Source organism: Kitasatospora sp. SC0581, assembly GCF_048159585.1.
Lineage (GTDB): Bacteria > Actinomycetota > Actinomycetes > Streptomycetales > Streptomycetaceae > Kitasatospora.
The window spans coordinates 507,009-528,885 of record NZ_JBLRWA010000003.1 but is presented as its reverse complement, the minus strand read 5'-3'; the positions used below and the strand labels follow the sequence as shown (position 1 = coordinate 528,885).

Annotated in this window: 11 protein-coding genes and 1 tRNA gene; 7 read left to right on the top strand and 5 right to left on the bottom strand. The window is 70.6% G+C overall.

Annotated features, from left to right (window positions below; all coding sequences use genetic code 11):
• The first annotated feature begins 239 nt into the window (after nucleotides 1–239).
• From ACLWS4_RS08660 to ACLWS4_RS08635, 6 genes are all read left to right on the top strand, one after another.
• Complete coding sequence (locus tag ACLWS4_RS08660; protein ID WP_049660729.1) at nucleotides 240–1,451, top strand: DNA polymerase III subunit delta'; 1,212 nt, start codon at nucleotides 240–242, stop codon at nucleotides 1,449–1,451.
• 235 nt (nucleotides 1,452–1,686) lie between these two features.
• Nucleotides 1,687–2,934 carry a hypothetical protein gene (locus ACLWS4_RS08655; protein WP_416873702.1) on the top strand — a complete coding sequence of 416 codons (1,248 nt, stop codon included), beginning with the start codon at nucleotides 1,687–1,689 and terminating at the stop codon, nucleotides 2,932–2,934.
• A 132-nt stretch (nucleotides 2,935–3,066) separates the two neighbouring features.
• Nucleotides 3,067–4,752, top strand: coding sequence for an alpha/beta hydrolase (locus tag ACLWS4_RS08650; RefSeq protein ID WP_416873701.1), 1,686 nt, complete (start codon nucleotides 3,067–3,069; stop codon nucleotides 4,750–4,752).
• 109 nt (nucleotides 4,753–4,861) lie between these two features.
• Nucleotides 4,862–5,512: a leucine efflux protein LeuE gene (leuE, locus tag ACLWS4_RS08645; RefSeq protein ID WP_049654420.1), complete on the top strand. Its 651-nt coding sequence runs from the start codon at nucleotides 4,862–4,864 to the stop codon at nucleotides 5,510–5,512.
• A gap of 81 nt (nucleotides 5,513–5,593) precedes the next feature.
• Nucleotides 5,594–5,667: transfer RNA gene (locus tag ACLWS4_RS08640), tRNA-Thr, on the top strand.
• A gap of 303 nt (nucleotides 5,668–5,970) precedes the next feature.
• The gene (locus ACLWS4_RS08635; protein WP_416873700.1) at nucleotides 5,971–7,128 is read left to right on the top strand and encodes an SEFIR domain-containing protein; all 1,158 of its coding nucleotides are present in this window, start codon (nucleotides 5,971–5,973) and stop codon (nucleotides 7,126–7,128) included.
• 2 nt (nucleotides 7,129–7,130) lie between these two features.
• Here the strand turns inward: ACLWS4_RS08635 and ACLWS4_RS08630 are convergent, their stop codons facing one another.
• From ACLWS4_RS08630 to ACLWS4_RS08615, 4 genes are read right to left on the bottom strand one after another with little or no spacing between them, the layout of a single operon-like run.
• On the bottom strand, nucleotides 7,131–9,623 hold the full coding sequence (locus ACLWS4_RS08630; protein ID WP_416873699.1) for an RNaseH domain-containing protein: 2,493 nt from the start codon (nucleotides 9,621–9,623) through the stop codon (nucleotides 7,131–7,133).
• A complete protein-coding gene (locus ACLWS4_RS08625; protein ID WP_416873698.1) occupies nucleotides 9,617–12,904 on the bottom strand; it encodes a hypothetical protein in 3,288 nt (1,095 codons plus the stop codon). Before ACLWS4_RS08625 ends, ACLWS4_RS08630 begins: the two co-directional genes overlap by 7 nt.
• Nucleotides 12,901–14,058, bottom strand: a complete 1,158-nt coding sequence (locus ACLWS4_RS08620) for a hypothetical protein (RefSeq protein ID WP_416873697.1) — start codon at nucleotides 14,056–14,058, stop codon at nucleotides 12,901–12,903. Before ACLWS4_RS08620 ends, ACLWS4_RS08625 begins: the two co-directional genes overlap by 4 nt.
• On the bottom strand, nucleotides 14,055–15,698 hold the full coding sequence (locus tag ACLWS4_RS08615; RefSeq protein WP_416873696.1) for a PD-(D/E)XK nuclease family protein: 1,644 nt from the start codon (nucleotides 15,696–15,698) through the stop codon (nucleotides 14,055–14,057). The genes ACLWS4_RS08620 and ACLWS4_RS08615 overlap by 4 nt, the downstream gene beginning before the upstream one ends.
• Before the next feature lie 150 nt (nucleotides 15,699–15,848).
• On the opposite strand from ACLWS4_RS08615, the gene ACLWS4_RS08610 reads away from it, so the two are divergent.
• Nucleotides 15,849–18,983 carry a DEAD/DEAH box helicase gene (locus tag ACLWS4_RS08610; protein WP_416873695.1) on the top strand — a complete coding sequence of 1,045 codons (3,135 nt, stop codon included), beginning with the start codon at nucleotides 15,849–15,851 and terminating at the stop codon, nucleotides 18,981–18,983.
• 556 nt (nucleotides 18,984–19,539) lie between these two features.
• Here ACLWS4_RS08610 and ACLWS4_RS08605 read toward each other — a convergent pair.
• Nucleotides 19,540–21,753 carry a tetratricopeptide repeat protein gene (locus ACLWS4_RS08605; RefSeq protein WP_416873694.1) on the bottom strand — a complete coding sequence of 738 codons (2,214 nt, stop codon included), beginning with the start codon at nucleotides 21,751–21,753 and terminating at the stop codon, nucleotides 19,540–19,542.
• Between the last annotated feature and the right edge of the window lie 124 nt (nucleotides 21,754–21,877).

Here is a 21,877-nt window from a genome sequence, read left to right as displayed (position 1 = left end):
GGTCCCCGGCGGCGCCGCCGCGTTCCGTCGGGCGGTCGCCGGTGGGGCCGCGGTCCGTCGCGTGTCGGTTCGGCGGGTGTCGGTCCGTCGCCCGCGGAACCGGCCTTCCCGTCCACCTTCCCGTCCGCCGTGTCCTCCGCCGTCCCCCGGACGGAGCAGTGGGTGTCGGAGCGGAGACGTATGCTCGACGGCGGGGAAGAGGCGCCACCGGCGCTGCCGTACGGAGCTTGGGAGCAGCAGTGGCCGTCTGGGACGACCTGGTGGGCCAGGAGCGGGTGGTCGAGCAGCTGACCGCCGCAGCCCGGGCGGCCGGGGCGACGATCGAGGCCGGTCGCGGGGCCGCCCCGGTCGAGGGCGTGAACGCCTCCCTGATGACGCACGCCTGGCTGTTCACCGGCCCGCCCGGCGCCGGGCAGGTCACCGCCGCGCGCGCCTTCGCCGCCGCCCTCCAGTGCACCAGTCCGGACCTCGCGCTCGGCGGCACGCCCGGCTGCGGGTTCTGCGACGGCTGCCACACCGTGCTGGCCGGCAGCCACGCCGACGTCAAGTACGTCCGGACCGACGGCCTCTCCATCGGCGTCGGCGACATGCGCGACCTGGTCATGCGCGCCTCCAGCTACCCGACCGGCGGCCGCTGGTCGGTGATCCTGGTGGACGCCGCCCACCGCCTCACCGAGGCCGCCGCGAACGCGCTGCTCAAGGGCGTGGAGGAGCCCTCCCCGCGCACCGTCTGGCTGCTCTGCGCCCCCTCCGTCCAGGACGTGCTGCCGACCATCCGTTCGCGCTGCCGCCTGCTGGTGCTGCGCACCCCCGCGGCCGAGGCGGTCGCCGACACCCTGGTCCGCCGCGACGGCGTCGACCCGGAGACGGCCCGGCTCGCCGCGCTCGCCGGTCAAGGCGACATCGAGCGCTCGCGCCGCCTCGCCGTCGACGAGCAGGCCCGGACGCGCCGGACGGAGGTGCTGCGCATCCCGCTGGAGGTCGGCGACATCGGCGGCTGCCTGACCGCCGCCCAGCGCCTGGTCGACACCGCCAAGGCCGATGCCGAGGCGCTTGCCGAGACCCAGGACGCCAAGGAGACCGACGACCTCAAGGCCGCCTACGGCGCCTCCGAGGGCAGCAAGGCGCCGCGCGGCATGGCCGGCGCGGTCAAGGAGCTGGAGAAGCGGCAGAAGAGCCGGGCCACCCGCACCCGCCGGGAGACCCTGGGCGTCGCCCTGCTCGACCTGCTCGGCTTCTACCGGGACGTGCTCGCCATCCAGCTCGGCTCCACCGGCGCGCTCGCCAACGAGGACCAGCGGCAGGCGCTGAACCGGGTGGCCCAGGCCGGGCCCGCGGAGGGCACGCTGCGCCGGATCGAGGCGGTGCTGGCCTGCCGCCAGGCGCTGGACCGCAACGTGGACCCGCTGCTCGCGGTCGAGGCGATGACGGTGGCGCTGCGCGCGGGCTGAGGGCCGGGCGTGGCCGTTCTTCCTGGATTGCTCCGGCGGGCGGTACCCGTACGCCTCCCGGGGCGATACGCCGTCCCACCTTCGAGTGAACGAGCGACACTCGCCGGGCACACCGTCGTGTGACGGTCCGCCCGTTGTGCACGCTGGGGGCCGACTGCGCCCGCTGCCGGGGCGGTCGCCTCCCGTACGCGCCGGTTCCGGTTCGGTGCGGCCCCCTCCAGAGGTGGTGCGTCCCGTGGTTCGTTCGCTCCTCGTCATTCCCCTGCTGGCCGCCGCCCTCGGCGGGATCTGGCTGGCCCGGGGTGCCCAACAGCGCTGGCGCGACCTGCGCGCCGCCGAGACCTACGAGCTGGCCGGCGACCGCCTGCCGATGCTGGTGCGGGCGGCCGGGGCGATGGTCTGCGGGGTGTGCGTCACCGCCCTGACGGTGCTCACCACGCTCGGCGCCTTCGGCGGCCTCGGCCGGGACGTCCAGGCGCCGGACCGGGCGGAGCCGGTGGTGGACGCGGGGAGCGCGGGCGCGGGCTCGGGGTCGGGGGCAGGGTCGGGGTCGGGCGGCGGGACCGGTGCGGGGGCGGCGGCCCGGCCGCAGCAGGCGGCGCCGCCGGTGGCCGCCGAGTCGGCCGCTGCTGCCGGTGCCGGCGCCGCCCCGGTCGCCCCTGCCGCCGTCGGAGCGGCCGGAGCTGTCGGAGCGGCTGGACCCGCTGCGGCTCCCGCCGTGGCCAGCCGCTTCGACAGCGTCGGCCACCCCGGCGGCGGCGAGCTGCTCCAGTCCGCCGTGCTCGGCCCCGACGGCCACCCCCGCAACGTCCGGGTCTGGCTCCCGCCGCAGTACGCCAAGGAGCCGAACACCCACTTCCCGGTCGTCGTGATGCACGCGGCCGCGCCCCAGAAGACCGCCGACGCCGAGGTCCCGGACGTCTTCGAGGGCATCGGTTCGGCCCTCCAGGCCGGCAGGACCCGCCCGTTCATCCTGGTCGCCCCCGAGGCGCCGAACGGCACCGCGCACCCCTGCGAGCTGGTCGCCGCCGCCCCGGCCGCCGTCGCCGACGACGCGACGCTGCGCGGCACCATCGCGGCCTCCTTCCGCACCCTGCCGCCCGGCCCGGCCTCCTGGGGCGCCCTCGGCGTCGACGGCGGCGCGCCCTGCGCGGCCGCCGCCGGACTGTCCCGGCCCGACCTGTACGGCGCGGCCGCGGCGGTCTCCGGCCGCTACGACGCCATCGCACTCACCCAGACCGGCGCCGAGGCCCCGGCCGGCAGCTCCGCCAAGCTGCTGCTGGCCGCCGCCAAGGCCGACTCCGCCGGGCTGGACGCGGCCCGCAAGCTCCAGTCCGCGCTGAAGGCCGGTCCCGGAGCGGCGGCCAAGGCCGACGTGCGGATCTCGGACAACGTGCAGGACTTCACCCCCGACCGGGAGCGGCTGCGGCTGGTCCGGCAGGCGGCGCAGTTCCTGGCCGAGGCGCTGGCCAAGCCGTCCTGAGTGCCCGTCCGGCGGCGCTACGCTGCCCGGTACCCCGGGGAGGGGTGCCGGGCAGCGGCGTTTCCTCCGGGGTGCTCCACTGGTTGTTCCACGGGTTGTTTTACGTGCTGGTCGATTGCGGAGTGGTGGCGGATGAGGGCCTTCGGGCGGGCGCCGGTACGGGCGTGGGCACGGACGCGGGCACGGACGCGGGCACTGGCCGCGGCGCTGGTCGTCGCCGGGCTGCTGGCGGGCGGGTGCGGCGCCGATCCGTCCGAGGCGCCGGGAGCGTCCCCCTCGGACCCGGCCGGCTCCGGCAGGCCCTCCGCCCAGGCGGCCGCGGCGGCGTCCGGGGCTGCCGGGGATGCCGGGGCGACCCCGTTGGAGCCGCTGCCCGCCGCCGTCCCGGCCGCGCTCGCGCCGTACTACGCGCAACACCTGGCCTGGCAGCCCTGCGACAGCGGGTTCGAGTGCACCACGTTCCGGGTGCCGCTGGACTACGACCACCCGGGGGACGGCGATCTCACCCTGGCGGCCGCCCGCGCGGCGGCGGAAACCGCCCCCTCCGCCTCCCCTTCCGCCTCCCCGGGCGCGCGGCTCGGCTCCCTGCTGCTCAACCCGGGCGGGCCCGGCGGCTCGGCGATCGAGTACCTGGAGGCCGCCGCCCGGACGTACGACCACGGGGTGCGCGCCCGGTACGACCTGGTCGGCCTCGACCCGCGCGGGGTGGGCCGCAGCAGCCCCGTCAGCTGCCTGAGCGGCGACCGGATGGACGCCTACACCGCCGTCGACCTGACCCCCGGCGACCAGCACGGGATCGACGCGCTGATCGCGGCCGACAAGGAGTTCGCCGAGGGCTGCCGGAAGCAGGCCGGGGCGGCGCTCGGCCACCTCGGCACCGTCGAGGGCGCCCGCGACATGGACGTGCTGCGCGCCCTGCTCGGCGACGAGAAGCTGAACTACGTCGGCAAGTCCTACGGCACCTTCCTCGGCGCCACCTACGCCGGGCTGTTCCCGAGCCGGGCCGGACGGCTGGTGCTGGACGGCGCGATGGACCCGGCGCTCGACTCCGCCACCGGCAACCGCACCCAGGCGGGCGGCTTCGAGACCGCCTGGGCCGCCTTCGCCCGGGACTGCGCCACGCGCGAGGACTGCCCGCTCGGCCGCACCGAGCAGCAGGTCGGCGAGCAGCTCACCGCCCTGCTGGAGGGCGTCCGAGCCGCCGCGCTGTCCACCACCGAGGGCGGCCGCCGGCTCACCGGGTCCCAGGCGACCACCGGCGTCATCCAGGCCATGTACGCCGACTTCCTCTGGCCCAAGCTGCGCGCCGCGCTCGCCGACGCCAAGGCGGGCGACGGCACCGGTCTGCTGAAGCTCTCCGACGACTACTACGGGCGCGAGGCGGACGGCTCGTACCCCAACCTGATGTTCGCCAACACAGCGGTGAACTGCCTCGACCTGCCCGCCCCGTTCCGCGGGCCGGAGGACGTCCAGCGGGCCGTGCCGGAGTTCGAGCGGGTCTCGCCGCACTTCGGGCGCGACATGGCCTGGATGGCCCTGACCTGCGCGTACTGGCCGGTCCGGGCCACCGGTACGGCGCACACCATCCGCGCGGCCGGCGCCGCCCCGATCGTCGTCATCGGCACCACCCGCGACCCGGCCACCCCGTACGCCTGGGCCCGGTCGCTGGCCGACCAGCTGGAGTCAGGCCGCCTGCTCACCTTCGACGGCGACGGCCACACCGCGTACGGCCGGCACAGCACCTGCGTGGACGGAGCGGTGAACCGCTTCCTGCTGACCGGGGAGGCCCCGGAACAGGGCAAGCGCTGCGACCGGTAGGGCGTGCCCGGAGCCGGGAGACCGACAGGTGGTTCTCACTTCAACCGATTACCGGTACGACGTTACGATGAGCGCCCCCCTGCCACCCTCCCCTGCACCGGAGCTCATCGTGCTCGGAGTCAACGACCTGGCGACGTACGTCCTCGGCGCCCTCGTCATCATCCTGCTGCCCGGCCCCAACTCCCTGTACGTGCTGTCCGTCGCGGCCCGCAAGGGCATCCGCACCGGCTACCGAGCCGCGGCCGGCGTCTTCATCGGCGACCTCACCCTGATCAGCCTCACCTCGCTGGGCGCGGCCTCCCTGCTCAAGGCCAACCCGGCCGTCTTCGCCGTGGTCAAGTTCGGCGGCGCCGCCTACCTGCTCTGGATCGGCTACGGCATGCTCCGCGCCGCCCGCCAACTCTGGCGCGACCGTCGGGCCGCGGCCGACCCCACCGCCGAACCGGCCCCCGAATCCACCGAGAACCCCTTCCGCCGGGCCCTGGTGATCAGCCTCCTCAACCCGAAGGCCATCCTCTTCCTGCTCTCCTTCTTCACCCAGTTCGTCGACCCCGCCTACGGACAGCCCGCCCTCTCCTTCGCCCTCCTCGGCGGCATCCTCCAGACCTTCAGCTTCCTCTACCTCTCCCTCCTCATCTTCGCGGGCACCACCCTCGCCACCGCCTTCAGCCGCCGCAAGCGCCTCTCCGCCACCCTCACCAGCGGCGTCGCCGTCCTCTTCGCCGGCTTCGCCGCCAAACTCGCCGTCTCCTCCGCCTGACCACCGCCCCCGGATACCGGGTACGGATCACCCGCGAACCTGTGTAGACTGGCCCGCGTTGCCGCCACACACGGCAGCGGTGCCGCCTTAGCTCAGTTGGCCAGAGCAACGCACTCGTAATGCGTAGGTCGCGGGTTCGAATCCCGCAGGCGGCTCCGAGATGAAACCCCAGGTCGGAATTCCGACCTGGGGTTTCGTGTTTTCGGCGGCCAGGGGAGTCCGTCGGGGCCTCGCGGCGGGCCTCGTGTGTTCAGGGGCGAGGAAAGGTGACAGATTGCTGGCAGCTGATCGCTAGTGGCCCCAGGGCTCTGGGGGCGCGTCTAGGGTGTCGCTACCGCAGTGGAACACCGAAAGGCGCGTCAGTGGAATCACGGAACGACGTCCGCATCGACCTCACCCTTGTTCGGGATGGGGGGCGAAGGATGGACTCGGCGCCGAATGGTGCCAGGGTCGGTGCAGTGCTCCTGCGGAACTGGCAGATCGACCGCATTGATGCGCGCGAAGGAATGTTCGACGGGTGTGCCACTTACCTTGTGAAGATCAACTACGAGCTGGAGTTGGAACTCGCATCACCTCCGATGCCCTGGTTCGAAATCGCCTTCGATTTCCTTTCCGGTGATGAGGAGGCCGACTCCGTCGTCATCGACGCGCTTCCGATCTCCGCGACATCCGTGGACGGTCCCACGGCCTACGTGCTCAACCGGTTCCTGAACTTCATGCCGACGGAGGACGGTGCGTCGGCGCACGCGCTGCTCCTTGCGTCCAGGGACAGGATCGACCGGTTCGGAACCGGCAGTCAGGGCGTGCGGTGGCGGCACGTCTCGCCCGACGGAGCCGGTGTCCTTCCCGGTTCGTACGCCGCCTGGGTCGCCCTGCAGGTGCCCGCCGGCCGGTCGGAGCAGCGTGTGGAATTCTCGGCCCGGTACGACCTCGATCTGGGGGCCGTGGGGATTTCCGGCCGACCGGCGCAGGCGCCCACGGAATTCCACCTGGGCCTCTCCGGGCCAGCGGAGGCACCGAGGGCCGTCGCCCCTTCGCTTTCCGCCGCACAGTCCGGCCGGAGCGTGGTGGACCACCCGTCGGCCTTCATCTGCTACGCGCACGATTCAGACCGGCACAAGGAATACGCCAGGGAATTCGGGAACCTCCTCGTCCGGAACGGGGTCGACGCCCATATGGACCAGTGGGACGATGATCGCCGAAAGGACTGGGGGGCCTGGTCCCGTGCGCTCATCGGCAACGTCGACTACGTCATCGTCCTTGCCTCCTCCGTCTGCCGCCGGGCATTCGACAAGGAACTCACCGGACCCGACCACCCGGGTATCAGGAGTGAGGCCGTTTTCATCAATGAGTTTCTGCACAGCAAGCGCGAGCAGTGGACGCCCAAGGTTCTACCCGTCGTCCTGCCGCACGAGGTGGTGGAGCACATTCCCGACGCCCTGCTGCCGTGGACGACGGACCACTATGAGGTCGAGCAGCTGACGTCCGAGGGCATCGAGGGGCTCCTGAGGGCGATGACCGGAGTCCCCAGGCATACTCGGCCGCCGCTCGGGAAGCTGCCGTCGAGCGTCGTCGAGCCGCTGGGCGACGCTGGGCCGGGCGACCGGACCGGGTGACGTCAGGCCTCCTCGCCGGAGACCCGGTAGTCGGGGTGGTCCTCGTCGATGACGGTCGCGATGTGCAGCGGGACGGGCATCTGCGTCCGGTCGTCCCAGGAGACGGCCTGCTCGCAGAGGCCCGCCGTCAGGCCCGCCAGCTGTTCCGGGGTCCATGATCCAGGGTCCACCACCACGATTTCCTTGGCGGTGTACGAGTGCCAGGGCACGGTGAGTTCGGAGCGGGCCGGCTCCGGTACGGTCCAGCGCGTGTAGAGCGCGCCCCGATCACCTCCCTTGGCCTTGATCGACGCAGATCGACCTGCGAAGAGCCAGCAGTTCGGGTCGTCGCCCGAGAGCCGGTACACCTTCCGGTCCGGTGCGGCAGGTTTGTTCGGATCGGCCGGCATGTTTGCCTTCTCACGGCGCGTGACGGGGCGTCCGATCTCGCCGATCGCGGTGTTCAGCCGGACGATCGCGACATCGGCGCCTGCTTCGCGCAGGGTGTCCGCAGGGAGAGGGCCGTTGCCCAGCAGCGTGTTCTGCAGTCCGGGCCAGATGGTCCTGGTCTCCTGAGTGTCGACGAAGATCACCATCGGGGTGCCGACGGGCATCCGGTCCATCAGTTCGGCGAGCCGGGCTTCGACCACGGCGCGGGTCAGTTCGGCCTTCTCACCGGTGCGGCCGAAGCGGGTGGTTCCGATGGGACCGGCGTGGAAGTCCGCGATGCCTCGGGCACCAGGGAGCCACGCCTGCTGTCGATCGCCGTACACCAGCAGGCGGCAGTTCCCGAGTTCTTCCGGGTCGACGTAGAGCGCGACCATGGTGAGGACCAACGGCGAGCTTTCCGTGTGGGTCTGCTGCCTACGGGCGTGGATGCCGACCAGCAGCGTGCCCCTGGTCAGTCCGTGGGGCCGACCGCCCGCGATCACGGCCTCCAAGAGGCGGTCGTCCAGGACACCGGCGGCCCTCAACAGGTCCCGCAGGGCGGCTCTGGCGGCATGCTCCTTGGTCTCGGGACTGCTCGGGGTGGCCTTCTCCGGCAGGACCGCGGGCTCGGTGGCCAGGAACTGCGTCGGTACCCCCAGGTGGGCCAGCAGCCGTCGCAGGTGAGGCTTGGCGTCGAGTTCGGGGCGAGGGGCACTGGGGTGGTACTCGGTTTCCAGCCAGGCGGCGACCAGATGGTCCTCGCCGGAGGGCAGGTCCATCGAGTGCAGTGAGGCCGCGCGGTTCGCGGTGTCGTGGGCAAGCAGGTCGGGACAGTGACGGGCGATGATGTCCAGACGGGCATTGACGGGAACGGCGGGCCCACCCGCCACCGGGTCTACCGTTCGGCCGGTCAGCTTCGCGAGTTCGGCGAGCATGCGCTCGCGCCCCGAGGGGGTGCGGTAGAGGCAGGCCAGGGTGACCCGCCCGAAGCCGCTCGGTCCGACGGCTGCGGACGGCAGACCGTCGGCGGCATAGCTCTTGATGCGGCGTGCCAGCCTGATCCGCTTGTCGACTTCGTAGGACAGCGGAACGAGCGCCGGCAGGGTGCGCACGATGTGGTCGTGCAGCCGCAGCATGAACCGGGGCCCCGGCCCGCTTCCCAAGGCGTGGAACCGAGTGCTCGCCAGCTGGGGCCTGATCTCTCCGGGCACGTCCGGGAGTTCGTCGGGGACCTCCAGCGCGGACAACTGGCACGCTTCGAGGATCTTTGCGATAGCGGGGTCGAGGTGGCTGCGCCATGTGCCGGCGGCCTTGTCGTGGCGGTGCCGGAGCGGAAGCCTGAGAAGCGGTGCACCGTCCTCGCCGCGATCGATCCACACGTGTTTGGCCCAGGCTCCTTGGACCGAGATCCTGGACAGGTGGGCGTCGAAGCAGATGACCGGGTCCTCGACACCGACCCGCGTGGTCAGCCGCGCCGTCACCCGGTGCATGCTGAAGGCCGTGCCGGAGCGGTTGACGATGAGGTCGTCCGGGTTCCAGGCCAGCAGCGATCCATCGGTGTCCATCGTCAGCGCAACGGGGGAGCGGCCGTCCACCAGGAGTGGGGCCGCGGCCAGTTGCCGCATGACCTGCCATTCCGCGGTACGGAACACCCAACCGGGCATCACCGGCACCTGCCCCGGCCGGAACCGCACGAAGTCGGCGAAGGCTCGCGGCCGTTCGGGGTCGGGAAGCAGACCGGAGAGCACGGCTGTTCCTTTCCCGTCCCGGATCTGCCCCTCCCAGGCCCGCACGGCGATCCTCAGCCGGGCGTCGAAGGCACCGTCGCTGGTGAGGAGCAGCATCCGGCTGCCGGCGCGCTGCTCCTCCTCCGCCAGGTCGTGCTCACCGAAGAGCTTGACAGGTCGGCCGGTGGCGGCGACGAGTCCGGTGGCCAGGGCGGAGTAGCGCGGGCGACGCTGGGACCCACGCTTCGGCAGGCCCTCCCAGGCGGCTTTGAACTCCTCGGTGAGCGGGTAGGCGGTGACGGTTCCCAGCAGGGCCTCCATGTCCTGCTGTCGGACGCGGTAGGCGAGCGTGATCAGCATGGGGTGCCCTTCCTGGTGGCCTGTTCCGCGTACCGCAGGAACGCTTCGAGCGTGGTGCCGTAGTACTGCTGCATGGCGGGCAGGACCCCTTCGCGCTTCCACTTGTCGCGCAATCCGATGATGAGGGTCGCCAGGTCGGTACCGCCCGTGGGGTCGAGCATGGCCCCGTCCACGAGGTGCAGGGTCGCGCTGGTGCCTCCTCGCCGGGCCCGGCCGATGAGTTGGACGGCTCCGTTGATGATCTCGGCGACCACCCCGAGCTTGACGTCGACGGGCTGGGCCTGGAAGTAGGCCGGTCGGCGGACGATCTCGTCGAGGTACTGGCCGGCCAGCGTACGGCGGTCCGCGAGCAGGGCCCGCGGGTTACTGGACGGGCCGCGGTGTTCGGCCAGCGCCCGGGCCTGGATGTGCGCGACGAGCTCTTCGGGTTCGTCGATCAGCGGGATCGGACGCACGATCAGCCACACGGAGCCCAGCGCGGACTTGTCGTTCTCGCCGATGATGTTGACTCCTCGCTGGACCCGTGCCAGCGGAGCGATCAGGATGTCGGCGTCCGCGATGGCGGGAAAGCTCTCCAGCCGGTCGGCCGGCAGTTCCCGCCACCGGTTCACGTCGACGGCCGACTCCTGGTCGGTGACGTGGGCGCCCGGTCGCACCGCCAGGCAGATGCGGGCGGCGTCGACGCCGGCGGCGGACAGCCCCTCCGCCACGAGCCGGGCCGCCTCGTAGGACGTGGTGGCAAGGAGGACGCGCTTCCGGTCGGGCTCCTCCTTCCCCAACCGCGCCAGCTCGGGCTGGAGGTACCTGTCCCACATGGTCGCCGCGATCCGTCGGATCGCCTCGGCGCGTTCGAGTCCGTCCAATCCGGAGATTCGCTGCGGCCGGTCGTCCTGGCCCTCGATCGGCGCGGGCAGGACCCGGACCGCATCGGGATTGTTGTCCGCGACCCACCATTTCGGAGTGGTGTGGATGTGATGGTGCGGCGCGCCCGGGAAGAACGAGGTGGCGGACAGCCCGATCACGATGCGACGGACCCCGGCGTGCGCCAGGGCGGTGATGTCGCCGAGTCCCACGGTGTAGGTGTGCGGGTCGCCGCCGAACGCCGACGTCGACAGGCGTGCCGGTTCGCCACCGGTGTCGTCGTAGTGCTCGGTGAACGCGAAGACCAGTCGCCCCAGGGGCCCGGTCGGGGTGACGCGCCAGTGGCCGTAGCTTCCCAGTGCTTCCGCGATCTCACGGGCGGATTCGATGCCGATGTCGACGAGTTGGGCGTTGTTCGCCATCAGCTGGTGCAGGAACCGCCGGATGCGTTCCAGGATGGCTCGACGCAGCATCCGGTTGACGACCTTGGTCCGGTTCTCCTCGGACACGCCCTTGGCGAGCCGTTCGAGGGCGGCACGGGCCGGAGGGATGGACCGCCCGCCGGAACCGCCGGTAACCACCGACGCGAGGTGTTGACGCGCGTCCCTGAAGGCGTGGGCGTTTTTCGCGAAGGCTTCGGGTACGTCGTCGCCGGACGTCCCCTCGTCGAGGAAGAGCGAGCGGAAGGCTTCCAGCTGCTCCGGCTCGACGCTTTCGCTTTCCACTCCGAGCAGGCGGGCGGTCAACCAGTTGTCCCAACGCTGGGGAACCACCCAGTAGCGGCCCGGGCCGCGGGGACGCCGCCCCTTGGCCGGCGTTGTGGCGCCCAGCCGTGAGTAGGTCAGGTGGCTCACGTAGTTCTCGGACAGGTAGCGGAGGGTGAAGTAGGCGTCGCGGACGCCGGCGTCCACCTCGTCCTGGAGCCGACCGAACGCCGTTGCGAAGTCCTGGTCGAACTTGCGCAACGGGGTGTTGGTCCGTCCCGCGTGGTCGAGGACCAGGTTGCGGCCCGCGTGACTGATGGCCGTGCTCTGGAAGACGTCCACCTCGTCGATGACGACGATCTGGCAACGTCGCAGGATCAGTTCCTCGACGGGCAGACGATCATTCCTGCCGTATCCGTCCTCCACCGGGGTCTGGAGGACACCCAGCAACAGGTTCGCGTGCGAGGTGACGATGACGTCGGCCGCGCAGGCTTGTCGGGCGGCCCGGTAGCGTCCGCAGGTGGTCCGCCAGGGGCAGGAGACCGTATGGCTCCTGCGGCTCCGGGAAGGCTTCCGCAGCTTCGCGCACGGCTCGTTGCCCGGCTGCCACTGCTCGGCGCCCTCCTCGGACTCGGCCACCGCGGCGAGTGCGCAGCCGTACCCGAAGCGGCGCCAGATCCAGTCCGCGTCCGGGCCGTCCTCGGTGACGCGGGCCGCTGCGGTCTCGGCCGTCTTGATCAGTGCTCGGGGAGAGATCAACGGAACGACTCCGCCCTTTGACTCCACCGCGCACAGTTCCAGGGCCCGTTCGATGTCGTGGACGGTCCGGACGACGTTGGCGTTGGTCGGCAGAACGAAGGCCACGGGGATGTCGTTGCGGACCGCCCAGCAGGCGAAGGTCTCGACGAGGACGACCGACTTCCCGAAGCCGGTGTAGGCGAGGAGCTCGTTGAGGTCGCCCGCGGTCAGGTCCAGCCCGTCGATGCGCTGACCGCTCCGGGAGCGGATCTGCTCGGCGAACCGCCTCACCGCCTTCGCGCGGTAGGCGCTTCCGCCCCGCCGCTGGTGGCCCCGGTCGATCTGGGTCGCGATCGCCTCCAACTCGGCGAAGGGGACCACGCGGTCGAGGAGCGCGGGGGCGTCCCGGACGTCGGGGACCTGGTGTCCGCTTTCGACGTGGTGCGAGCGGATGTCGTAGTGGAAGTCGACGAAGGTCTGCTGACGGCCGTTCGGGGCGGGGATCCTCGTCGTGGTGGTGTGCAGGCCGACCCCGGCCGGCGGGAGCGAGCGGTCCTTCGCCCGGTGCAGTTCGTCGAGTTCACGCAGGAAACCATCGACGAAGTCGGCCAGCGGCATGCCGGGGTCGACGGTGATCCGGTCGGCCTCCGCCGTTCCGTCGTCAACCGCACTGCACCCAGGGATCAGGCCGTCCCGCAGCAGGCCGTCCAGGACCGAGTCGGCCGCCTCCGCGTTGGCGAGTTGGTTCGGGCGTCGACGCAGCAGCTTGGCGAACCGGCGTGCGTCCGGCTCGGAGAGGCCGCGCCAACCGGTCCAGTCCGTGACGTGGCCGTCCAGCACGAAGTGGACGGCATCGCGGGTGGTCGTACGCCTGAACCCACCACTGTCCTCGATGGGAAAGAAGTCGGCAGCCAGCCCGATCGCGGCCCCCATGATGCGGGGGAAGACCCGGTCGGATCCCTGCGCAGAGGTGTTCATACCGTCCTCAGTGCTCGTCGTACCTCGGTGCAGAATTTCGTCTCGGTGGTGACCCGGAGCGAGGGCAGAGCGGTCCTCAAGGTCTCCAGCTGGTGCTCGTGCGTCTTCGGGAGGAGGATCCGGACCTCCGGCGGGCGGGATCTCAGATCGGCGATCAGCCGGTGCGCGGAGTGGTACTCCTTCAGGTCGACCGTGAACTCCTCGTCGGCGGCCCGTACGTGCAGGTCGTAGCGGTCGAGCCGGGGCCAGAGCTCGACGGTCGCCCCGAGCTCCTCGAGGCTGCGCTTGACCCTGAGCTCGCTCACGCCGGGCACCACCACGGACCGCCAGATGCCGGAGTCCACGCACAAGGAGTCGGCCGTGGGTCGAGCGACCGGTCTGGCCAGGCGCGGACGGCCCTCGTCGATCCGGCTCAGCGAGGGCCGTGAAGCGGCTGTCGTGGCCTCGGTCAGTCGGTAGACGGCGGAATGCGGCCGGTGTCGACAGCGCACGGTCGTCCCTGCCACCGCCATCGGCCAGTGGCAGACCGCGCAGGGCCACCACCAGCTCCGGCCGTCGGGTGAGCGATGGACGTGCCCGGACGGGATCGCGGTGTACCCACGGGGAGGCGGGCGCACCCCCGATTCGGCGATCAGCTCACCCAGTTCGGAGCGCAGCCCCGCAGGGTTCTCCACGAGGAAGCGCCGGGAAGCGACGTACCTCTCCTGGTCCCTGCCGTCCATCAACGTCTTGAAGGTGTGGCGCCGGATCTGGTCCGCGTGCATCCAGGTCCAGGTCGGCATCCACTGCGGGGCGTCGGGCGCGCCGTGGACCGGAAGCGCGTACTCGCAGGCGAGGTCGTACGCGTCAGGGGTGAGCCGGTCGTCACTGCCGAGGAGTACGACCTGGGAGATCTCCGTGTTCCTTCCCCCGGCAAGTGCCGGCAGCAGGCCGAGCCGCCGCCGAAGACAGCTGATGAGCCCGATCGGGGTTGTGGGCCCATGGCCGGGGCCGTGGGCCTCCATGACGACGCCGGTCATGCGCGCGACCTCCCGCATGGCGTCGTGGTGTTCATGCCGGACGGTCCATGCGTAGGCGGCGCGCAGGGCGGCCGGCACCACACGGTGCGCGCGCTCGGCCGGGTCGTCCCGCGCTCCGGTCAGCCAGCGGGTCATGCGCCGGTCCTCTCCACTGCGTCGGGGCACCACCGCGTGAAGGGGCAGTCCGCGCACGCCTCACCCGCCCTGGTCGGGTAGCGGGTGTCGGTGTGCCACGGGGCGACGTACGTCTCGAGGACACGCTGCGCCCGGGTGGCAACGTCCGCCGCGGTGACATCGAGTTCGCTCATGACCGACCCGCTGGCGGTCAGCCGTTCCAATTCCACCCGGAAGCGTCCGGCCCCGGGCAGTACTTGCGCGCGGGCGAGCAGGACGGCCAGGGCCAACTGAGGGTGGCGCTCCAGGGGATCCGCCTCGCCCGCTGTCCGGGCGGTCTTCGTCTCGCGCACGGTCCACCGGTCGGCCGAGCGGTAGAGCAGGTCGGTCTTGGCGATGACCACCACGTCGGCATCGGGGTCGTACACGACGACCGGTTGCTCCGGATGGACCTCGATGTCGTCGGACGGTCCCCGCAGGGGGCAGACGAGGGAATGGTCACCGATCATCTGGAGGCCGAGCCGGGCCTCGAACCCGCTCACTGCCAGCCCTTCGTACTGCCACGCGTCAGGCCGGCCGGGGGTGTCGTCCGGCGTACAGGCCTGCGGTGGGACGCGGCGGTGCCGGCTCTCGATCCATGCGTGCACGGCCCGCCCGCGCACGGTTGCCGCGGTGTCTTCGGACGAGTTCTCCCTCGGCAGGAAGAGGTCCGCCATGTGGGCACGGGCCGGGCACGAGCGATGGGCACGTCCCGTTGTCATCGACCAGGAGCGACGCGGCAGTTCGGACCCGCTGATCCCGAGGAGGCCCGGGCGTGACGGGACCGCGGGGCACTCGGCCACGGTCGGGCACCTGCCACAGTCCTGCCCGGGGCGGTACGAGCCGTCCGTGATCACCTCGGCGATCCGGGCCTCGACGGCGGAGTCGTAGAGCGCGTACGCCTCGTCCGGAGTCCCCTCGAAGAGGACCCGGTGGGAGGCATCGACGCAGCCGATCTCCACGAGGCGCACCAGGCGGGCAGGTTCGTACGCACCGAGCCGGAACGGGCTCTTGCTCCACCTGGAGCTCAGGACCGGGCTGCCACCCGCCAGGACCCCCGCGGCCACCGCGATCTCCGCTTCGTCCCGGGGGCGGTCGTGCACCGATCCCGTTCGCACGATGCGCAGCTCGCGGACACCCTGTCCGGCGTAGCGCCGGTCGGTCACCATCTCCTCGTAGACCTGGGGATCGCCGGGCTTCGACGGGCCGCGCTGGCGGGCCCACAGCCGTGACACCGGGGCTGGGGGCTCACCGCTCGGCACTCCGGGCGGCGTTGGGATCGTCGCGCAGGCCGAGAGGTAGCCGTGGACGGCGTGCTCGGTCCATCGGCCGAGCGCGGGATGGAAGGGCCGTCCGGGCGCGGATCGCCACTTCGTCAGGGCGTCCTCGACGGACAACCCCGAGAACTCGACGAGATCGAGTACGTCGTGCAGCGGGCCGGACGCCCACGTGGTCAGGGTGCGGCTGGGCGCCGCCGATCGGTACGGGCGCGGTGTGGCGGGACGCGCCTTCGTCGCCCAGTGCCGAGGGCAACGGTTTTTCCTGCTTCGAACGTCCGTTGGACTGATCCGCACCGGGCCGCCGTGATCCGGCAATGTGCCGATGATGTGCGTGCTATTCATGGCGCTCCCCCTCGAAATGCTCCGAATACGTCCGTGGGTCCCGAAATCACACTTCCCCTCCCTGGTCGCGCTGCTCTAACATACCGTTCTCCCCGGTAATCATCCGGAGGCATGGGATATTTCTTGGTCCGCAGAACCCCGGGAAGTGGAATGACGTTTTACGGACTCTTCGTCGGTATCGACCGATACGAAGCGGAGTTCGATCGCCTGCGCTTCGCAAAGCGAGACGCAACGGTCCTCGCTGCTCTGTTCGATGACAACCTCGAAGGGAGCTCGACACTACTCCTCGACGGCGACGCCACCAAGGGGAAATTCGTGACAGAAGTGCGGCGTCTCGCCGAGGTGAGCACGGGCGAGGACGTCGTCGTGATCGCCTTCTCCGGCCACGGCATCGCCGGCGGGGCGCTGGCCACGTACGACACCATGCCGGAACGGATGGCCGAAACCTCTTTGTCGTTGGACGAACTGGCCGACCTGACGCGTGGAATCCGTGCGGGCACCCTGCTCCTGGTGCTGGATTGCTGTTTCTCGGGTCACGCCGTGGACAAGGTCCTGCGTGTTCCGCAAGGCGGATACACCAGTCGGGAGGTCTCCACGTCGGTGACGGACAGGCTCAACGGACTGCGCGAAGCGGGATGGGCTGTCATCGCCGCGTCCGGCAGGGACCAGCAGGCCTTCGAGGAACAGGTTCTGCGCCATGGTCTGCTCACCCACTACCTCATCCAGGGACTGCTGGGCCACTCCGATGCCGTCGACGACGGCAAGGTCTACCTCATCAAGCTGATCCACTACGTTTTCAAGAATGTCGGAGCCCATGGGCGGTCCAAGCCCGAGCGAGCCCAGGATCCGGTTCTGGGCGGAAATATCTCGAACATTTCTCTGGAAATCTTCAAGCGGGGACCGAACTACCTGGCGACCGTCGACGGCGTCCGACCACAGCCGGCCACCGCAGAGCTCTCGTCGCTCGCGGAGCACAAGATCCCGCACTCGGTCCTGGAAGCGTGGCAGGGCCGTATCAGAAAGCTGAACAAGGTCCAGCTCGAGGCCATCAACGCCGGTGCCCTGTTGGAGGGCATGAACGTCTTGGTCAGCGCGCCGACGTCGACGGGAAAGACCATGGTGGGCGAACTGGCCGCCATGCGCGCGGTGGCCGAGGGGAAGAAGGCGGTCTTCCTGCTCCCCACGCGGGCTCTGGTGTACGAGCAGTACGAGAGGTTCCGGTCCCTCTACGAACCCCTCGGGTTCATCACGGTCCGTGCCACCGGCGAACTGCGGGACCAGATGGCGGACCTGGTCACTCGCAAGTTCGATCTCGCAGTTCTCACCTACGAGAAGTTCATCGGCTTGATGTCCAGGCGTCCGGACCTGCTGGGCGTGGGCGTCCTGGTCATCGACGAGATCCAGTCCCTCATGCAGTCCGACCGGGGGCCGTTGCTGGAGACGCTGCTCACCCGGCTGAGGCTGCGAGCCGACTCCGCCGGGACACCCCAGATCGTCGGGCTGTCCGCCGTGCTCGGGCAACCGGAACAGCTCGCCCGGTGGCTCGGAGCGAACCTGGTGGAGGTCGACCGCCGCTCCGTTCCGCTCCTTGAAGGCGTCCTGGGGCCGGACGGCTGCTACCGGTACCGGGACCACCAGGGACACGAGGCGTCCGAGCAACTGTTGGAACCCGAGAACGCCAACGAGCCCGGCGGGGAGGAGCGGTTGGTCGTGCGCCTGGTGGAGAGGTTGGTCGCGGAGGGGCAGCAGGTCATCGTCTTCCGAGGCACTCGCGGCGAAGCCCGCCGACTGGCGGAGAGCCTCGCCCGCACCTTGGGCCTTCCCGCCGCCGAGAGCACCCGCGCAGCGCTGTCGGACGAGGACGGCGGGCGGGCCACGGATCTGCTGCGCGGCTGCCTGGAAGGCGGAGTCGCCTTTCACGTGTCGGACCTGACGCTCGAGGAACGCGGCCTGCTGGAAGGCTCCTTCAGGAGGCCGGGTAGCGAGCTGAGGGTGCTCGTGGCCACAACCACCCTGGCGCAGGGCGTCAACCTGCCCGCGGACGTCGTCGTCATCTGTGAACTGGAGCACCCCGAAGGCAGGGGCCCGTACTCGGTGGCCGAATACAAGAACATGGCGGGACGGGCCGGCCGCTCCGGGCTGGTGAAACGGGGCCGCGCCGTCATCCGGGCCCGAGGGGCGGCCGATGCGGACCGACGATGGCAGCGGTACGTCCAGGCGGAGCCCGAGGAGGTGCGCTCCGCCCTGTCGGAACCCACCACAGACGTACGGGCCGTGATCCTCGCGGCCCTCGCCGGACCCGCGGTCCTCGCCCACAACGGGTCGGGCTCGGAGATCGAACGGTTCCTGGCTGCCACCTTCGCGGCACACCTGTGCAGGGCGACCGGCTCGGCCGGTCCCTTTCCCCCGGAAGTGGTTCGGAGCGCAGTGGACCGGCTCATCAGTGACGGCTTCCTCGCCCGCGTGTCGAACGGATCGACGGTACTGCCAGGCGGACTCGTCCTCACGGACCTGGGCAAGATCACGGTGCGCAGCGGACTCGGTGTCGATTCCGTCACCGCAGTGGCAGCGGCGCTGCAGGCCGTACCGGGCGACAGGATCAACGGGTCCACCCTGGTCTGCGCGGCCCAGCTCGCTTCCGAGCTGGACGATCCCCGGTTCGTCCAGCACTCCCAGCGGCTGCGCGAGGAGCACGTACGGCTCGCCGGACGGCTCGGGGCGCGGACCGTCGCCGAACCGGTCCTCGCCAGGCTCATGGGCACGATGTCCAGGAACGACGTCGGGGCCGGTATCGGTCGCGCCCGTCGCGGCCTGGCCTGCGTGATGTGGATCGAGGGGATCAAGATCGCCAACATCGAGAACGAGATCCGCAGGTGGAGCAGAGCCACGGGCCAACTGCTTCCGGGGCCGGTTCAGCACGCGGTGCGGCGGACGGCCGATGTGATCGCGACGGTCGTCGACATCGCCTACCACCTTCACCCGGACGCCGACCTGGCCGGCTTGGCCGATGTTCTTCCCGCTCAGCTCGAACTCGGTATTGTCGCCGGTCTGGTTCCCATTGCCTGGAAGGCGGAAGCTCCGCTCGGGCGGCCGGTCTACCTCGCCCTGGCCCGGGCTGGCCTGACCTCGCCCGGAGCCGTCGTCGCAGCTGGTCACGACCACCTCCTCGCATGCGTCGGGGGTGACCTCGAGCAGCACCGCGTCGTCCGGGCAGCCGCGGTCGCCGCACAGGAAGAGATCGACGGGCTCGACCCCGGGGATCAGGCGTCGCCGTCGGGGGACTGACGTCCGGCGGCAATCGGATCGGCGTGCGCCAGGAGACCCGTTCTGCGGGCGGAGAACGGGTCGGCGGGACCGAGGGGCAGAGCATCGGCCACGGGACGGGGAGATCTCCGCCCCAGCCGCTGAGTTCACCTGGTCACCGGTCGGGGCCGGACGCGCTGATGCGGTCATCACGGCCCGCTCCGCCAATCGTTCGAGCGCTGCGTCCACGCGTCGGCGGGCGGTGCGCGGATCACGGTCAAGCTGTGCTGCGATCTGCGTCAGCCGTTGTCCGAAGCGTTCTGTGCCCGAGCCGTCCAGGGCAAGCGCCCGTCGACCGATCGAGGCTGTCTCTGGCGGCAGGGCCTCGAGGAGCTCCAGCAAGCGTGCGGCGAGTTCCGAGCGCTGCACCGCTGGACCGTCGTCGTCGGCCACGCCGACCGCCCGGAGCAGATCGTGGCCGGCCCGGGACAGGGCGCTGGGGTCGTCGATGCCGAAGCCTCTGCGGACGGCCTTGAGCCCCGCGAGCACTTCGGCCACGGTCGACTCCCGGTCCCGCGCAGGAGGGGAACGCGTGAGGTCAGGATGCCAGGCGGACACGCGCTTCCCCGAGCATGACCGGTTCGAGTCCGCCGTACAGGGAGTCGGCCCTCGCCCACAGCTCGGCCGCCCGCTCCCCGTGTCCGGCAGCGTGGCTGATGTTGCCGAGGCCGGTCAGGGCGCGTGCCTTCTCGTACCGGCTCCCGCAGTTGTCGGCCAGCGTGACGGCCTCCTCGTAGACGTCACCGGCAGCCCGGTGGTTTCCCGACCGGAAGTGCACCCACGCGGCGCAGTTGACCGACATCACGACGTCGAGTTCGAGCCCCAGGGAGTGGAACTCCGCGCGGGCCTCCTGCGCGTGTTCCACGGCTGCGAGGCAGAGACCCAGCTCGGCTTCCAGCAGCGCCATCCCCCGGAGTGTGATGGCGGAGTTGCGCCTGTTCCCGAGTCGCCGGTAGTGGTCCAACGCCGTGCGCAGACCATCCAGGGACCTGCCGTAATCGCCCAGGTAGAGTTCGGTCCAGGCGAGGTTGGAGATGGTGTTGACCACCCCGTGTTCGTCGCCGAGCTGTTGGTACAAGGACAGGGACCGCTGGAAGCAGTCGACCGCCATGGTCAGGTCCCCTCGGTCTGAGTGGGCGATGCCGAGGTTTCCCAGGCTGATGGCCTGCCAGGCGCGGGCGCCTGCCACGCGTGCGGCTTCGGCCGCGATCACATGGGTTTCGATCCAGGGGCCCCAGAGTTTCGTCAGGAAGAAGTAGTCCCGCAGCGCGAACGCCAACTGCCAGCACAGGGAATGCAGTTTGAGTGCGGCGGCCTCGCGGCACAGCGCCACGAGGGAACGCCACTCGGATTCGAACCACGCGATCCCTGCTGTGCGGTCATCGAACGGAGCCGGCCTCGGTGGAAAGTCGTCGAGGATGACGGGCGGTCGGTACCGTTGGGGCGTGATGACGGTGTCCGCCGCCACGGCGAGGTCGAGGCAGGATTCGAGCAGGCGTCGGACGGCGCTGTGCTGCTCCCTGATCGTGACCTCCGGAAGGAGCAGCTGACGGGCGAACTGGCGAACCAGACCGTGCATCATGATCCGGCCGGACGCATCGTGCTCCACGAGGTGCATGTCCGCGAGGCGGTCAACCAGCATTCTGGCGCGCGGCAGGACGATGTTTGCCAGGGCCGCAACTGCGCGGGGTTCGACGCTCACCCCGGGGTGCAAGGCCAATAGTGCGAGCAGCCTGCGCATTTCCGCGGTCAGCCCGTTGCAGGAGATCGCCAGTGCGGAGGCGATGCTGCGATCCCCGTCATCGAGCAACTCGAGGCGGTGGGCTTCGTGCGACAACAGTTCCTCGAGTTCCGCCACGGTTCGGATCGAACCGCTGCAGATGCGGGCGGCGGTGATCCGTACCGCCAGAGGAAGCCGGCCACAGTGCTCGACGACCGAGCGGACCTTCTCGTCCGCCGCACGCGCCGCTCGTTCCCCGCCGACTGCGCGGAACAGGGCGTCGGCGTCTTGCGGGCCCGGCACGCCGACGGGAAGGTGCACCGCATCGTCGAGGGCACTCAGCCGCTTCTGGCTGGTCACCAGGAACCTGCACCCGGGCTCGGCCGTCAACAGCGGCGCGATGTCCGAGGCGTGACGGACGTTGTCGAGGACGAGCAGCACACGCCTGCCGCGAAGGGTGCTGCGCCAGAGGTTGGCCAGCGCGTCCGGCCGGGACGGCAGGTCCTCCGCAGGCACGCCGAGCAGCCTGAGCAAGGAGTCGAGTACCTCTCGCGGGCTGCCGGGTGACTCGTTCCCGAAGTCGAAGAAGAAGCAGCCGTCGGGGAAGGACTCGGCGCTGTCCCAAGCCCCTTGGAGGGCCAGCGCGGTCTTGCCCACGCCCGCCAGGCCGCTGAGCACACACACGGTGGCGCGGGATTCGCCGGCGAGATGGTCGGCGATGCGGGCCAGTTCCTCCGAGCGTCCGACGAAATGGGTGGGCGCATCGGGAAGTCCGAAAAGAGTGTCCATGGTGCTGAGCCCCGTTTCCCTGGATTCTTCATCGCTGAAGAGGGCCACTAGTTCGCCGCGTGCTTCCAGCGCCATATCGCAGGCTTCGGCGAACTTCCGAGAGGCCCTTTTTCCGTTCGTTTCCACTCTGCTGATGTGGCCCCTGCTGTACGCGACTCGGCGGGACAGTTGGGCCAGGCTGAATCCCCGCTCGCCACGTCGCCGGCGGAGCTCGCTGCCGAAATCACTACTGGTCTCTTCCATGGCTCCGAGTGCCTCTGCAGGGTGGTCCGTCGAGAGTGAAGGCAGCATCCCATACGAGGGGATGCAGACGGCAGGTGTTGTCTGTTGTCAACGAGAATTGGAAACAGACAACACCTGGGGCCGG

Excerpts from the sequence above, each read along its gene's own strand:
- ACLWS4_RS08650 (WP_416873701.1), top strand. The coding sequence starts at position 3,067 with ATGAGGGCCTTCGGGCGGGCGCCGGTACGGGCGTGGGCACGGACGCGG.
- ACLWS4_RS08630 (WP_416873699.1), bottom strand. The coding sequence starts at position 9,623 with ATGCTGATCACGCTCGCCTACCGCGTCCGACAGCAGGACATGGAGGCC.
- ACLWS4_RS08625 (WP_416873698.1), bottom strand. The coding sequence starts at position 12,904 with ATGAACACCTCTGCGCAGGGATCCGACCGGGTCTTCCCCCGCATCATG.
- ACLWS4_RS08620 (WP_416873697.1), bottom strand. The coding sequence starts at position 14,058 with ATGACCCGCTGGCTGACCGGAGCGCGGGACGACCCGGCCGAGCGCGCG.
- ACLWS4_RS08615 (WP_416873696.1), bottom strand. The coding sequence starts at position 15,698 with ATGAATAGCACGCACATCATCGGCACATTGCCGGATCACGGCGGCCCG.
- ACLWS4_RS08610 (WP_416873695.1), top strand. The coding sequence starts at position 15,849 with ATGACGTTTTACGGACTCTTCGTCGGTATCGACCGATACGAAGCGGAG.
- ACLWS4_RS08605 (WP_416873694.1), bottom strand. The coding sequence starts at position 21,753 with ATGGAAGAGACCAGTAGTGATTTCGGCAGCGAGCTCCGCCGGCGACGT.